A 12,166-nucleotide genomic window follows, 5' to 3' on the forward strand; every position below is an offset into this window, starting at 1 on the left:
ACTGGCCCACCCCACAACCCCCTGGACACTATCTTTCCGCCCCCCGGCTCTCCCGCCGCCTACACACCGGAGGGGCCCCCCCCCCGGGCGGGCCCGGGGGGGGGGGGGGGGCCCCCCCGGGGGGCCCCGCCCCGCCGTACCAGTCTGCTCGTGACGCTCGTCCTCGGCGGGCTCACCGCCGTGCCGCCGCTCTCCATGGACATGTACCTGCCGGCCCTGCCGCAGGTCACCGCCGCGCTGCACAGCCCCGCCGCCACCGTCCAACTCACCCTCACCACCTGCCTCGCCGGCATGGCGCTGGGGCAGTTGATCGTCGGGCCGATGAGCGACAAGTGGGGGCGCCGCCGGCCACTCCTGATCGGCATGGTCGTCTACGTCCTGGCGACCGCCCTGTGCGCGGTCGCCACCAACGCCGAGGTCCTGATCGCCTTCCGGCTGCTCCAGGGGCTGGCCGGCGCGGCCGGCATCGTCATCGCGCGGGCCGTGGTGCGCGACCTCTACGACGGCGTGGCGATGGCCCGCTTCTTCTCCACGCTGATGCTGATCTCCGGGGTGGCCCCGGTGGTCGCCCCGCTCATCGGCGGCCAGATCCTCCGGATCACCGACTGGCGCGGGGTCTTCGTGGTGCTCACCGTGGTCGGCGTGCTGCTCACCCTCCTGGTCTGGTGGCGGCTGGACGAGACGCTGGCGGCGGAGCGCCGGCAGCCCGGCGGGCTCGGCCCGGCGCTGCGCACCATGCGCGACCTCCTCGCCGACCGGGTCTTCTCCGGCTACCTCCTGGTCGGCGCCTTCGCCTTCGCCGTGCTCTTCGCCTACATCTCCGCCTCGCCGTTCGTCATCCAGGAGATCTACGGCGCCTCCCCGCAGACCTTCAGCCTGCTCTTCGGCCTCAACTCCGTCGGGCTGGTCGTGGTCGGCCAGATCAACGGCAAGCTGCTGGTCGGCCGGGTCGGCCTGGACAAGGTGCTGGGCGCCGGCCTGGCCGTGGTCGCGCTGGCCGCCACCGCGCTGTTGCTGCTCTCCTCCGGGGTGTTCGGGAAGGCCGGGCTGTTCCCGGTGGCCGCCGGGCTGTTCGTGCTGATGTCCGCGATGGGCCTGATCATGCCCAGCACCAACACCCTGGCCCTGCTGCGCACCCCGCACGCGGCCGGTTCCGCCTCCGCGCTGCTGGGCACCTCGACGTTCCTGCTCGGCGCCGTCGCCTCGCCGCTGGTGGGCATCGCCGGTGAGCGGACGGCCGTACCGATGGCCGTCGTCCAGCTGGCGTGCGCGGTTCTCGCGCTCGTGAGCTTCCTGGGAATGTGCCGGCCGTGGCAGCGTAAGAAGGGACGCACCGCCGGCGAGAGGACTGAGCTCTGAACGCACCGAGACTCAAGGCGGGGTCGCCGGTCGAGGCGGGGCTGCACCCCGCCTGGATGGCGCGGCTGGTGGCCGGTGTGTGCGGACTGCCCGAGGGGCGACCGCCGTGGTGCCCGGGCGCGGTGGTACTGGCCGGCCGCGGCCCGGTCGTCGCCGCCGAGGCCGCCACCGGCTGGGCGGTCCGCTACCGCGGCTACGACCCCGCCCACGACCGGGGCCTGGACCTGCCCCGCGACCAGTGGGAGCCGATGCGGGTCGGCACCGTCTTCGACCTCGCCTCGGTCAGCAAGCTGTTCACCGCCCTCGTCGCCGTCCAGCAGGTCGAGCGCGGCCGGCTCGCCCTCGACGGGCCGGTCGCCGCCCACCTGCCGGCCTTCGCCCCCGGCATCACCGTCCGCGACCTGCTCCGGCACACCTCCGGCCTCGCCCCCGAACTCCCCTTCTACGCGCGCCGCGACCGCGCCGACCAACTGGCGCTGCTGTGGGCCGAGGCGGCCGCCCCCACCGGCGGCCCACCCGGCGGGCACTGTTACTCCGACCTCAACCTCATCGCCCTCCAACTGCTGTTGGAGGGGCTGACCGGACGCCCCCTGGACGCCCTGGTCCGCGACGACATCACCGCCCCGCTCGGCCTGACCAGCACCGGCTACGGTCCGCTCGCGCCGCAGGGCGTGGCCGCCACCGAGGACCAGCGACGCCCGTGGGCCAAGGCCGACCGGGGCCTGCTGCGCGGCGCGGTGCACGACGAGAACGCCTGGGCGCTCGGCGGCGTCGCCGGCCACGCGGGCCTGTTCTCCACCGCCCAGGACCTGGCCGTGCTCTGCCGGACGCTGCTCAACGGCGGCGCGTACGGCACCACCCGCATCCTCGGCCCGGCCGCGGTCGCCGCCCTGCTCGACCCGCCCGGCCTCGGCTTCGCCGTCGACCAGCGGTACTTCATGGGTGAGCTGGCCGGCCGGGGCGCCGCCGGCCACACCGGCTTCACCGGCACCAGCCTCGTCCTGGACCGGGCCACCGACACCTTCCTGGTGCTGCTCGCCAACACCGTCCACCCGCGCCGCCGGGCCGGCGGCAGCGCCCCCCGCGCCGCGGCCGCCACCCGCCTCGCCCGCGCGGTGGCCGCCGCCTGAGACGGTACGACCGCGCCGCGGACCCCCGTAAACTTGCCGGAATGCACGACGAACTGCGCGCCGCCCTGGCGGGCCTGCTCGACGGCCTGCCCCCCAAGCAGGCCGCGCAGGCCGTCGAGCGGCTGATCGCCAACTACCGGGGCCGCACCCCCACCGACGCCCCCGTCCTGCGGGACCGCGGCGACGTCGCCGCGTACGCCGCCTACCGGATGCCGGCCACCTTCGCGGCCGTCCGCGCCGCGCTGGCCGCCTTCGCCGCCCGTGTCCCCGACTGGTCGCCGGCCACCCACGTCGACGTCGGCGGCGGCACCGGCGCGGCCACCTGGGCCACCGCCGCCACCTGGGACGGCCCGCGCAGCACCGTCCTGGACTGGGCGCAGCCCGCCCTCGACCTCGGCCGCGAACTGGCCGCCGGCACCCTCCCGGACGTCACCTGGCGCCGCCAGGCCCTCGGCGACGGCCTCACCGTCCCCGACGGCACCGACCTGGTCACCGTCTCCTACGTCCTGGGCGAACTGCGCCCCGAGGACCGCCGCGCGGTGGTCGCCGCCGCGGCCGCCGCCGAGGCGGTCGTCCTGATCGAACCGGGCACCCCCGAGGGCTACCTGCGGATCCGCGAGGCCCGCGAGCAGCTGGTCGCCGCCGGCCTGCGGATCGTCGCGCCCTGCCCGCACAGCGCCGCCTGCCCGATCGTCCCGGGGGAGGACTGGTGCCACTTCTCCGCCCGGGTCAGCCGCTCCTCGCTGCACCGCCAGGTCAAGGGCGGCTCCCTGGCCTACGAGGACGAGAAGTTCTCCTACGTCGCCGCCACCCGCCTGCCGGCCGAGCCGGCCGCCGCCCGGGTCGTCCGCAAGCCCCAACTCCGCAAGGGCCAGGTCCTGTTGGACCTGTGCACCGCGGACGACGCCCTGCGCCGCGACACCGTCACCAAGCGGCACGGCCCGGCCTACCGCGAGGCCCGCGACGCGGCCTGGGGCGACGCCTGGCCGCACTGAGGCCGGCGGCCGGGCGCGGCCGCGGCTCACTCCTTCCGCGTCCGCTCCTGCATCTTCCGTAGCAGCTCCCGTCGCCGCTCCTGCGGGTCCGTCGCCCCGGACGCCCCCTGCGCGCGGCCGCCCGCGCCGCCGCGCAGCGCGCCCCGCGAGAGGTTGCTCCGGGTACCGCCGACGCCCAACATCCCATGTCCCTTGGTCATGAGGGGAGTTCCTTCCTGTAGCGGATCAACTTTCCGGTGGAGGAGGGGCGTTGCGGGCGCGCGACACCCACGCCGCACGAGACGATCCGTCTTGCTCCTCGCTCGTCACCATCTTCAGGTGAGACGCATCGTCTCGTCAAGACGATACGTCTCGCCTCTCGCTCGCTACACTCCCCTCCATGGCCAACAAAGCAGCCCCCGACCCCACCCGCCGCAGCGAACGCTCCCGCCGCGCCATCTTCGACGCCGCCCTCACCCTCGTCGGCGAGGTCGGCTACGAGAAGCTCACCATCGAGGGCATCGCCGCCCGCGCCGGCGTCGGCAAGCAGACCATCTACCGCTGGTGGCCCTCCAAGGCCGCCGTCCTGCTCGACGCCTTCGGCTCCGTCGTCGACGAGTACGACCAGGAGGGCCTGCCCGACACCGGCGACCTCGCCGCCGACCTCAAGACCGTGCTCCGCGCCACCGCCGACGAGTTCAACGACGCCGCCTGGCAGGCCCCCTACCGCGCCCTCGCCGCCGCCGGCGCCAACGACGAGGAACTCTCCCGCACCTTCGTCGGCCGCCTCATGGAACCCGGCACCCGCGTCTACGTCGACCGGCTCCGCGCCGCCCAGGACGCCGGCGAACTCGCCCCGGACATCGACCTGAGGATCGCCGCCGAGATGCTGCTGAGTCCCTTCTCACAGCGCTGGCTGATGCGCACCGGCGAACTCACCCACGCCTACGTCGACACCCTCGTCGACCAGGTGCTCCGCGGCCTGCGCCCGCGCGACTGAAGCCCCGGCGGCGGGCGGCGTTGGCGTGAAATGCCCTCTTCGCCCGTGCCGCGTTCACCCCGGATCCGCACACCGGTCACCTGGCGCCCAGGATGGTGGCAGCATTGACCCCAGACCACCGCTCGAAGTGACTCGAAGTGAGGGGATAGATGGAACGCAAGAGCAGGTTCTCCCAGTGGCTGCGCCGGCCGAGGAGCAAAGCGGGCGGCGATACGGACACGGGATCAACGGCCGCGCCCGGCCGTGCGGACCTGCTGCTGGCGGCCGTCGCCGCCGGCTTCCCGGTCGCCCCCGCCGCCCACCCCTCCGGCTACGGCTGTTCCTGCGAGCGCATCGGCTGTCCCACCCCCGGCCGCCACCCCATCTCCTTCGGCTGGCAGACCGTCGCCACCACCGACCGCGACAAGGTCGCCGCCTGGGTCCGCACCCTCCCGCAGGCCAACTTCGTCACCGCCACCGGCATGGCCCACGACGTCCTCGACGTCCCCGTCGAGGCCGGCCGCGCCGCGCTCGGCCGCCTGGAGGCCGCCGGCATCGACGTCGGCCCGGTCAGCCTCAGCGGCGCCGGCTTCGGCGACGGCCGGATGCTGTTCTTCACCGCCACCCGCGGCACCCCCGACGACGAGGACGAGTGGTGGCCGTGCGAGCTGGACTGCCACCCCGAGACCCTCGACGAGCATCCCGGCTTCCGCTGGCACTGCCGCGGAAGTTACGTCCTGCTGCCGCCCTCCACCCTCCCCGGCGACCAGCCCGCCGTGAGCTGGCTGCGCGGCCCCGAACTCCCGCTGCCGGACCCGCTGACGCTGCTGGAGACCCTGACCGACGCCTGCGCCGAGTTCATCGGCCGCGAGCCGGACCACGAAACGGCCGCCTGGCCCATCGGCCGCTGACCGTCCCCACCGCCGGACCCCGGGTTACTGCACTCCCTGGGCGCTGAACTGCGTACCGGACTACTGGGCCTTCGCCGAGATCAGCGCCTCGATCCGGTTCAGCACCTTGATCTTGCCGCCGGTGGCCTTCGCCGGCACCGTGACGGTCTGCCCCGACACCGACGTGAACGCCATCCGCTGGGTCTTGTCCACCGGGTTGTCCATGATCCCGCGCACCTCTGCCGGCACCGTGATCGTCCACCCCTGGGAGACCGTCTTCTGCTGGTGGTAGACGGTCGAGAAGAACACCAACGCCCCGCCGTCCGTGGTCCGCAGCGCCACCGGCGGCAGGCTCGACGCCTGGTCCTCCCACTGGATCCGGACCCCCGGCTTGTTGGCGTCCCTCGCCCGCTGGGCCCGCCACCCGTCGGTCTGCCGCCCCGGCGCGAACGCGTCGCCCTTACCGGTGCTGAGGTAGTCCGCGTACGTCTGGCTCAGCTTGCCCGGGTCGACCGTCAGCCCTGACGAACCGTCCGTCGGCACCGCCTCGGCGAAGCCGTCGGTGACCTTCAGCTGCGGCGCCTTGTTGCCCGGGAACGTCGCCAAGTACGCCGCCCGCCACGGGGCGTTGAAGCTGTTCCGGCTGAACACCAGGAACCAGCGGGTGTTCTGACCGTCCTGGCCGCGGCGGTTGCTGAGCGCGTCCCCGACGAAGAACTTCGGCCAGCCCTTCTGCTTGGGCACGGTGAAGTGCGCGTCCGAGAACGCCAGCGGGGTGAAGCCCGGGTTGCCGTCGGGGTGGACGCCGCGCGCGGCCTTGATCCCCGCCTGGTTGATGGCGAGCAGCGCACCGTCCTCGAACGAGGCGTTCACCTTCGGATCCAGCGTGCGGTTGGCCTTGTTGAAGCCGTCGGTGAACCGCTTGAGCGCCTTGGTGGCGTCGCCCTGCGACACCGCGGGCAGCTCCTCGCGCTCGCCGTGCACCGTCATGCACCCGCTGAGCATCACCAGCGCGGCTGCTGCCGACGTCACTGCTGCGGGCACCCGGAACGGCGACCTGCGTGTCATGGGGCTCGGGCTCCTTCGGGGCGACCAAGGCGGACGGACAACCGCCGGGGTGGCACGATTCGGCGGCAACCATACCCGGTGCCCCCCGCCTCCCGCCGTCCCGGCTGGTTTGTGCGCCCCCCCTTATCCGGCGACCTGGCCGCCCGCGTTCGGCTCCCGTGACGGCTGGGGTGGCTCACACCTGCCCCCCGCCCGCCGCTCTCGATCTCCCCGCCGCCTCAACTGGTCGTTGCCCCAACTGGTCACCGCGCGGCCGACAATGTGTGGATGAACGAGCGGAGCGGGCGGAGCGCGGGAGTCGTGGGAAGCGGCGAAGGGGGAGGCCGCGGCAGTGGGAGTCGGGGCAGTCGCGGGGGTGGTGGCGCCGGTGTGGATCTGCTGTGGGTGTTCTGTGGGGCGGACGGGCGGGGCGGGAACGCGCTCGCGGTGATGCGGGCGGGGGCCGCTCTCCCGGGGCAGGCCGAGCGCGCCGCCCTCGCTGCCGAACTCGGGTACAGCGAGACGGTGTTCCTCGATGCGGCCGCCGCCGCGCGGGGCGGCGGCCCGGAGAGGCGGGGGGACCTGGGCGTCGTCGACGTGGATATCCACACGCCCAGCGTGCGGCTGCCCTTCGCCGGGCATCCGCTCGTCGGCGTCGCCTGGCTGTTGCGGGAAGCGGGGCGGCCGGTGCGGGCGTTGCGGCCGTCGGCGGGGGAGGTGGGGGTGCGGTACGACGGCGACCTCACCTGGGTGCGGGGCCGGGCCAGTTGGGTGCCCGGGCGCCGCACCGAGCGGTACGGCTCGGTCGCCGAGGTGGACGCGTTGCCCGCGCCGCCGGCGGGGGAGGGCTGGCTCTACGCCTGGGCCTGGGAGGACGAGGCGGCGGGGACGGTGCGGGCGCGGGGGTTTCCGCGGCGCGGTGACGGGATCGTCGAGGACGAGGCGACGGGGGTCGCCGCGCTGCTGCTGGCGCACCAGTTGGGCCGCCCCCTGAGCGTCCGTCAGGGGGCGGGCTCGTGGATTCACGCCCGGCCGTGCGGCGACGGGGCGGTGGAGATCGGCGGGCGGGTGCGGGCCGCGGGGCCGGTGGCGCGTTAGACGCGGGCCGGGGCGATGGGGCGGGGGATCAGGCGGTGCGGGGGAATTCCTTGCCCAGGTCGTGGAAGAGGGCGGTGTTGAGGGTGAAGGCGCGCTTGCACTCGTCGATGACGCGGTGCTTTTCGAGGTCGTCGACGGGGAGGGCGTCGAGGAGTTCGCGGTAGGTGCGCTTGAAGGCGGCCGGGTTGCCGATGCCTTCGAAGACGTAGAAGCGGACGCCGTCTCCCTTGCGGGCGAAGCCCCAGGTCTTCTCGGCGGTGCCGCGGATGATCTGGCCGCCGGAGAGGTCGCCGAGGTAGCGGGTGTAGTGGTGGGCGACGTAGCCGGCCGGCCACTCGCGGGCGCAGGTGGCGATGCGGTCCGCGTAGGCGGCGGTGGCGGGGAGGGGCTCCAGGGTGGTGCGCCACTGGGGGCCGCCGAGGTGGGCGAGGTCGCGCTCCAGCTCGGCGGTGCGGGCGAGTTCGGGGCGGAGGAAGGGGCCCGCGACCGGGTCGGTGGCGAGGGCCGGGGGGGACGTCCTCCAGCGCGCGGTAGACGAACCAGAGCTGCTCGGTGTAGCGGCGGTAGGCGGCGACGCCCAGTTCGCCGCCCAGGAGGTGGCTCATGAACGAGGAGCCCTCGGCCTCGGTGTGCTGCTCGTGCGACGCCGTGCGGATGGCCGTCGAGAAGGACGGGGTGTCGGCGGACGGGGACGGGCTGGACGCTTCCAAGGTGGGCCTCCGGGGGCCGGGAGTGCGCGGACGGGCGGGAACAGGCTGATGCGTGCGCGCCGGCGTCAGCTTAGGGTTACCTCACTACGCGGGGCGGGCCCTGGTCAACCTGTTCCCGACAACCTGTCGGTAAAAACGCTACTCCTGTCCGGATCAGACCGGCGTAAGCGCCGTCACGGCAGCGTGAGGATCTCCGCCCCGGTCTCCGTGACCACCAGCGTGTGCTCGAACTGCGCCGTCCGCTTGCGGTCCTTGGTGACCACGGTCCAGCCGTCCTCCCACATGTCGTACTCGTAGGTGCCCAGCGTCAGCATCGGCTCGATGGTGAAGGTCATGCCGGGCTTGATGTCGGTGGTGTGGTGCGGGCTGTCGTAGTGCGGAACGATCAGGCCGGAGTGGAAGGAGGAGTTGATGCCGTGGCCGGTGAAGTCGCGGACGACCCCGTAGCCGAAGCGCTTGGCGTAGGACTCGATGACCCGGCCGATGATGTTGATCTGGCGGCCCGGCTTGACGGCCTTGATCGCGCGGTTGAGCGCCTCCTCGGTGCGCTCCACCAGCAGCCGCGACTCCTCGTCGACGTCGCCGCACAGGTACGTGGCGTTGTTGTCGCCGTGCACGCCGTTGATGTAGGCGGTCACGTCGAGGTTGACGATGTCGCCGTCCTTCAGGACGGTCGAGTCGGGGATGCCGTGGCAGATGACCTCGTTGACCGAGGAGCACAGGGACTTGGGGAAGCCGCGGTAGCCGAGCGTGGAGGGGTAGGCGCCGTGATCGCACATGAACTCGTGGGCGACCCGGTCGAGTTCGTCGGTGGTCACGCCGGGCGCGATGAGCTTGGCGGCCTCCGCCATCGCCTGGGCGGCGATCCGGCCGGCGATCCGCATCCGCTCGATGGTGTCGGTGTCCTGCACCTCCGGCCCGGTGTACGGGGTCGGCGCTGGCTTGCCGACGTATTCGGGGCGCCGGATCGAGGCGGGGACGTGGCGGGGCGGGGAGATCTCCCCGGGGACAAGAAGCGACTGGCCAGACATGCCAGCGAGTGTATCCGCGGGCCGTCGGGCAGGATGGGGGCACGGGAGCCACACACAGGAGGCGGCAATGGCGCTGTTCAAGAGGCGGACGGTGGGCAAGCCGGGCGAGTGGTTCTACTGCCTCAAGCACCAGGCGGTCGAGGAGGGCCCGCAGTGCCGCGCCGCCGACCGGTTCGGCCCGTACGGCACGCGCGAGGAGGCGGCGCACGCCATGGAGACCGCCCGGGAGCGGAACCTGGAGTGGGAGACCGACCCCAAGTGGCACGACAGGGGGAAGGGCGGCCAAGGCGGCGACGGGGACGACGCGTAGGCGCCGGGTCGGCCGGGGTCACCAGCGCGGGGGCGGCGGGGCGGCCAGGCCCTCGGCGAGCCGGGCGAGGCGGTCGCGGAACCGGCGGTGGTGGCGCGGGGCGGGCCGGCTGTTCTCGCCGGCGGCGGCGCTGACCAGGTGTTGGACGGTGTCGAGGTCGAGGAGGGGGGCCGGGTCCGGGGGCAGGTTCAGGGGGAGATCAGGGTCGAGGGTCGGGTTCACCTCCGGGGTGAGGCGGGGGTCGGTCCCCGGTGGGGGTGGGGCGGCGGTCAGGGCGTCGTGGGCCAGGGTGTGCAGGTCGCGGTCGCCGGAGTCCAGGGCGAGCACGGTGGCGCCGTTGCGGCGGGCGTCGTGCACCCGCTCCAGCAGGCCGGCGTCCGGTCGTTCCGGCGTCACCACCAGCAGCGTCGCGCCGCGCCCGGCGGCCGCCAGCCGTCCCGGGCCGACCGCGAGGTGCGGGGGCGCCCCGGCGGGGACCCGGTGGCGGACCAGCGTCGGCGACAGCTCCGGCAGGCCCGACCAGGCGGCCTCGTCGTCGAGGTGGGCGGCCAGGTGCCAGGGCTCGTAGCCGGCGCTGCCGACCAGCAGCAGGCCGCCGCCGTGCGGGGCGAGGGCGCTGCGCAGCGAACCGGCGAAGCGGCGGGTGGTGGCGATCCACTCGGTCCCGGCGAGGACCTCGCGCAGCAGGGCGACGCGTACGGCATCCATGGCGCGGCATGCTGCCGCACGGGCGGGCCCGTTGGGAGCCCTGGGGGCGGGGTGTCACTCGTTCGGGCGGCGGGGCGGGGTGCGGCGGTGGCTCGTCAGGCGTCGGGGCGCAGCCCGGCCTCCGTCAGCCGACGTCCCACCTGCGTGATCGAGGCGGCGCTCAGTGGGATCTGTGGGGCGGCGGTGCGGGGGTGGGCGATCACGCCGAGCAGATGGAGGGCGGCCTTGAAGCCGCCGAGGGCGGAGGAGCTGCGGCCCATGTCGGCCTCCGGGCCGGTGTCGGTGAGGTCGAAGAGGGCGACCAGGCGCTCCTGTTCGGCGGCGGCCCGGGTCCAGTCGCCGGCGCGGGCGGCGTCGTAGAGCCGGACGTAGCCGGCCGGGTCGACGTTGCCGAGGCCGGGGACGATGCCGTCCGCGCCGGCCAACAGGGCGGCGTCCGCGGTGAGTTCGGAGCCGGTGAGGACGGTGAAGGCGGGGGCGGGGCCGGTGGCGCGGGCGGTGCGGCCGCCGAGCGCGACCAGGAGCCGGCGCAGGGTGCCGTCGTCGCCGCTGGAGTCCTTGAGGCCGACGAGGGTGCCGTCCTCGGCCAGTTCGCGGACCAGGGCCGGGGTCAGCTTGCTGTGCACGGCCGCGGGGATGTCGTAGGCGATCAGGGGCAGGCCGGTGACGGCGCGCAGGTGCCGGTAGTGGGCGGCGGTCTCGCGGGGATGGGTGCGGGTGTAGAAGGGGGCGGTGGCGACCAGGGCGTCGGCGCCGAGCGCGGCGGCGGTGCGGGCGTGCTCCAGGACGCGGGCGGTGGTGGTGTCGATGACCCCGGCGAGGACCGGTACCCGGCCGGCGGCCGCGGTGACCACCGTCTCCAGGGCGGTGGCCCGTTGATGGTTGGTCAGGTAGGCCGTCTCGCCGGTGGAGCCGAGGGCGAACAGGCCGTGGACGCCGGCGTCGAGGAGGTGGCAGACCAGGCGGGTGAGGGAGGCGGTGTCGACCTCGCCGTGCGGGTCGAGCGGGGTGCACACCGGGGGGATGACGCCGTGCAGCGGGGCGGACAGTGCCATGGGGGCTCCAAGGGCGGCTGAGCTGGGACATCAGACCTGGGATGTCTCGTGCCGCGGCCACAATAGGCGTGCGCGCGGGTGCCCGGTCAAGGATTCCGGCCCCGGTGCGGGCCGAACGGGGCGGCGGCGCGCGGCACATGAGGCGTGGGAGACGGAAGAGGGGCGATGGGGATGGCGCGAGCGACGATGTCCGAGGACGTCCAGGCGCGGATCAAGCAGTTGATCCTGGACCACGGGCTGATGCCGGGCGATCCGTTGCCCACCGAGGCCGGCCTGGTCGCCATGCTCGACGTCAGCCGCAACTCGGTGCGGGAGGCGCTCAAGGCGCTCCAGGCGATGCGGATCGTGGAGATCCGGCACGGCTTCGGCACCTACGTGGGTGCGCTCACCCTGGAGCCGTTCGTGGAGGGCGTGGCCTTTAGGGCCGCGGTCCGGCACCTTCAGGGAGAGCCCAGCCTCTACGAGTTGATGGAGGTCCGGGAGGCGCTGGAGGCGGGGCTGATCGGCACGGTGGCGCGCGGGCTGCCGGAGCGGGACCTCGCGGGGCTCAGGGCGTTGGTGGAGCGGATGGCGGTGGAGGCGCGCGACGGCGAGGTGTTGAGCGACACCGACCGGGCGTTCCACCTCGCGCTGTACCGGTCGCTCGGCAACCACCTGTTGAGCGAGGTGCTGGACGCGTTCTGGGCGGCGCTGCGCCGGGTGCGGGAGGACCTCGCCGACGGCCGGCCGGACCCGGAGGTGACCTACCGTCAACATGCGGACATCGTGGACGCGTTGGAGGCCGGGGACGGCGAGCGGGCGGTGGCGGCGATGCACCGGCACTTCGACGGTATCCGGCGTCGGTTGGCCCCCTAGGGGCGCCTAGGGCTGCCTAG

Annotated in this window: 14 protein-coding genes and 1 pseudogene; 9 read left to right on the forward strand and 6 right to left on the reverse strand. The window is 74.1% G+C overall.

The features are described from left to right. Positions 1-30: 30 nt before the first annotated feature. The 3 genes from ACFVFQ_RS30745 to ACFVFQ_RS30755 are packed head-to-tail and all read left to right on the forward strand — an operon-like array spanning position 31 to position 3,484. A complete protein-coding gene (locus tag ACFVFQ_RS30745; protein ID WP_383422372.1) occupies positions 31-1,359 on the forward strand; it encodes a Bcr/CflA family multidrug efflux MFS transporter in 1,329 nt (442 codons plus the stop codon). A gap of 56 nt (positions 1,360-1,415) precedes the next feature. Continuing rightward, positions 1,416-2,489, forward strand: coding sequence for a serine hydrolase domain-containing protein (locus ACFVFQ_RS30750; protein ID WP_383422306.1), 1,074 nt, complete (start codon positions 1,416-1,418; stop codon positions 2,487-2,489). A 41-nt stretch (positions 2,490-2,530) separates the two neighbouring features. Continuing rightward, entirely contained in the window at positions 2,531-3,484 is a 954-nt protein-coding gene (locus tag ACFVFQ_RS30755; protein WP_383422308.1) for a small ribosomal subunit Rsm22 family protein, read from the forward strand. Positions 3,485-3,510: 26 nt separating this feature from the next. Here the strand turns inward: ACFVFQ_RS30755 and ACFVFQ_RS30760 are convergent, their stop codons facing one another. Continuing rightward, positions 3,511-3,684, reverse strand: coding sequence for a DUF6243 family protein (locus tag ACFVFQ_RS30760; RefSeq protein ID WP_383422310.1), 174 nt, complete (start codon positions 3,682-3,684; stop codon positions 3,511-3,513). Between the two features lie 179 nt (positions 3,685-3,863). Here ACFVFQ_RS30760 and ACFVFQ_RS30765 point away from each other — a divergent pair, with 179 nt between their 5' ends. Beyond that, positions 3,864-4,463, forward strand: coding sequence for a TetR/AcrR family transcriptional regulator (locus ACFVFQ_RS30765; protein ID WP_383422312.1), 600 nt, complete (start codon positions 3,864-3,866; stop codon positions 4,461-4,463). Positions 4,464-4,612: 149 nt separating this feature from the next. Then, a complete protein-coding gene (locus ACFVFQ_RS30770) occupies positions 4,613-5,353 on the forward strand; it encodes a bifunctional DNA primase/polymerase (protein WP_383422314.1) in 741 nt (246 codons plus the stop codon). A 60-nt stretch (positions 5,354-5,413) separates the two neighbouring features. Here the strand turns inward: ACFVFQ_RS30770 and ACFVFQ_RS30775 are convergent, their stop codons facing one another. Beyond that, a complete protein-coding gene (locus tag ACFVFQ_RS30775) occupies positions 5,414-6,400 on the reverse strand; it encodes a hypothetical protein (protein ID WP_383422316.1) in 987 nt (328 codons plus the stop codon). 429 nt (positions 6,401-6,829) lie between these two features. Here ACFVFQ_RS30775 and ACFVFQ_RS30780 point away from each other — a divergent pair, with 429 nt between their 5' ends. Further along, positions 6,830-7,477 carry a PhzF family phenazine biosynthesis protein gene (locus ACFVFQ_RS30780; protein ID WP_383422374.1) on the forward strand — a complete coding sequence of 216 codons (648 nt, stop codon included), beginning with the start codon at positions 6,830-6,832 and terminating at the stop codon, positions 7,475-7,477. 28 nt (positions 7,478-7,505) lie between these two features. Here the strand turns inward: ACFVFQ_RS30780 and ACFVFQ_RS30785 are convergent. Further along, a pseudogene (locus ACFVFQ_RS30785) lies at positions 7,506-8,133 on the reverse strand (heme oxygenase (biliverdin-producing)). Between ACFVFQ_RS30785 and ACFVFQ_RS30790 the strand changes: the two are divergent. Next, positions 8,081-8,236, forward strand: coding sequence for a hypothetical protein (locus ACFVFQ_RS30790; RefSeq protein WP_383422380.1), 156 nt, complete (start codon positions 8,081-8,083; stop codon positions 8,234-8,236). The pseudogene ACFVFQ_RS30785 and the gene ACFVFQ_RS30790 sit on opposite strands and share 53 nt — an antisense overlap. A gap of 124 nt (positions 8,237-8,360) precedes the next feature. On the opposite strand, the gene map is transcribed toward ACFVFQ_RS30790, so the two are convergent. Beyond that, positions 8,361-9,218: a type I methionyl aminopeptidase gene (gene map, locus ACFVFQ_RS30795; RefSeq protein WP_383422318.1), complete on the reverse strand. Its 858-nt coding sequence runs from the start codon at positions 9,216-9,218 to the stop codon at positions 8,361-8,363. Between the two features lie 67 nt (positions 9,219-9,285). On the opposite strand from map, the gene ACFVFQ_RS30800 reads away from it, so the two are divergent. Continuing rightward, positions 9,286-9,528, forward strand: coding sequence for a hypothetical protein (locus ACFVFQ_RS30800; protein ID WP_383422320.1), 243 nt, complete (start codon positions 9,286-9,288; stop codon positions 9,526-9,528). Between the two features lie 18 nt (positions 9,529-9,546). Here ACFVFQ_RS30800 and ACFVFQ_RS30805 read toward each other — a convergent pair whose 3' ends face one another. Both ACFVFQ_RS30805 and ACFVFQ_RS30810 read right to left on the reverse strand, forming a co-directional pair. Further along, positions 9,547-10,236 (reverse strand): hypothetical protein, encoded by a 690-nt coding sequence (locus tag ACFVFQ_RS30805; protein ID WP_383422322.1) that lies wholly within the window; start codon positions 10,234-10,236, stop codon positions 9,547-9,549. 95 nt (positions 10,237-10,331) lie between these two features. After that, entirely contained in the window at positions 10,332-11,291 is a 960-nt protein-coding gene (locus ACFVFQ_RS30810; protein WP_383422324.1) for a dihydrodipicolinate synthase family protein, read from the reverse strand. Positions 11,292-11,462: 171 nt separating this feature from the next. Here ACFVFQ_RS30810 and ACFVFQ_RS30815 point away from each other — a divergent pair, with 171 nt between their 5' ends. Next, positions 11,463-12,146 (forward strand): FadR/GntR family transcriptional regulator, encoded by a 684-nt coding sequence (locus tag ACFVFQ_RS30815; RefSeq protein ID WP_383422326.1) that lies wholly within the window; start codon positions 11,463-11,465, stop codon positions 12,144-12,146. Positions 12,147-12,166 lie beyond the last annotated feature (20 nt).

Source organism: Streptomyces sp. NPDC057743 (assembly GCF_042798755.1).
GTDB lineage: Bacteria > Actinomycetota > Actinomycetes > Streptomycetales > Streptomycetaceae > Streptomyces.

Excerpts from the sequence above, each read along its gene's own strand:
- ACFVFQ_RS30750 (WP_383422306.1), top strand. The coding sequence starts at position 1,416 with ATGGCGCGGCTGGTGGCCGGTGTGTGCGGACTGCCCGAGGGGCGACCG.
- ACFVFQ_RS30755 (WP_383422308.1), top strand. The coding sequence starts at position 2,531 with ATGCACGACGAACTGCGCGCCGCCCTGGCGGGCCTGCTCGACGGCCTG.
- ACFVFQ_RS30760 (WP_383422310.1), bottom strand. The coding sequence starts at position 3,684 with ATGACCAAGGGACATGGGATGTTGGGCGTCGGCGGTACCCGGAGCAAC.
- ACFVFQ_RS30765 (WP_383422312.1), top strand. The coding sequence starts at position 3,864 with ATGGCCAACAAAGCAGCCCCCGACCCCACCCGCCGCAGCGAACGCTCC.
- ACFVFQ_RS30770 (WP_383422314.1), top strand. The coding sequence starts at position 4,613 with ATGGAACGCAAGAGCAGGTTCTCCCAGTGGCTGCGCCGGCCGAGGAGC.
- ACFVFQ_RS30775 (WP_383422316.1), bottom strand. The coding sequence starts at position 6,400 with ATGACACGCAGGTCGCCGTTCCGGGTGCCCGCAGCAGTGACGTCGGCA.
- ACFVFQ_RS30780 (WP_383422374.1), top strand. The coding sequence starts at position 6,830 with ATGCGGGCGGGGGCCGCTCTCCCGGGGCAGGCCGAGCGCGCCGCCCTC.
- ACFVFQ_RS30790 (WP_383422380.1), top strand. The coding sequence starts at position 8,081 with ATGAACGAGGAGCCCTCGGCCTCGGTGTGCTGCTCGTGCGACGCCGTG.
- map (WP_383422318.1), bottom strand. The coding sequence starts at position 9,218 with ATGTCTGGCCAGTCGCTTCTTGTCCCCGGGGAGATCTCCCCGCCCCGC.
- ACFVFQ_RS30800 (WP_383422320.1), top strand. The coding sequence starts at position 9,286 with ATGGCGCTGTTCAAGAGGCGGACGGTGGGCAAGCCGGGCGAGTGGTTC.
- ACFVFQ_RS30805 (WP_383422322.1), bottom strand. The coding sequence starts at position 10,236 with ATGGATGCCGTACGCGTCGCCCTGCTGCGCGAGGTCCTCGCCGGGACC.
- ACFVFQ_RS30810 (WP_383422324.1), bottom strand. The coding sequence starts at position 11,291 with ATGGCACTGTCCGCCCCGCTGCACGGCGTCATCCCCCCGGTGTGCACC.
- ACFVFQ_RS30815 (WP_383422326.1), top strand. The coding sequence starts at position 11,463 with ATGGCGCGAGCGACGATGTCCGAGGACGTCCAGGCGCGGATCAAGCAG.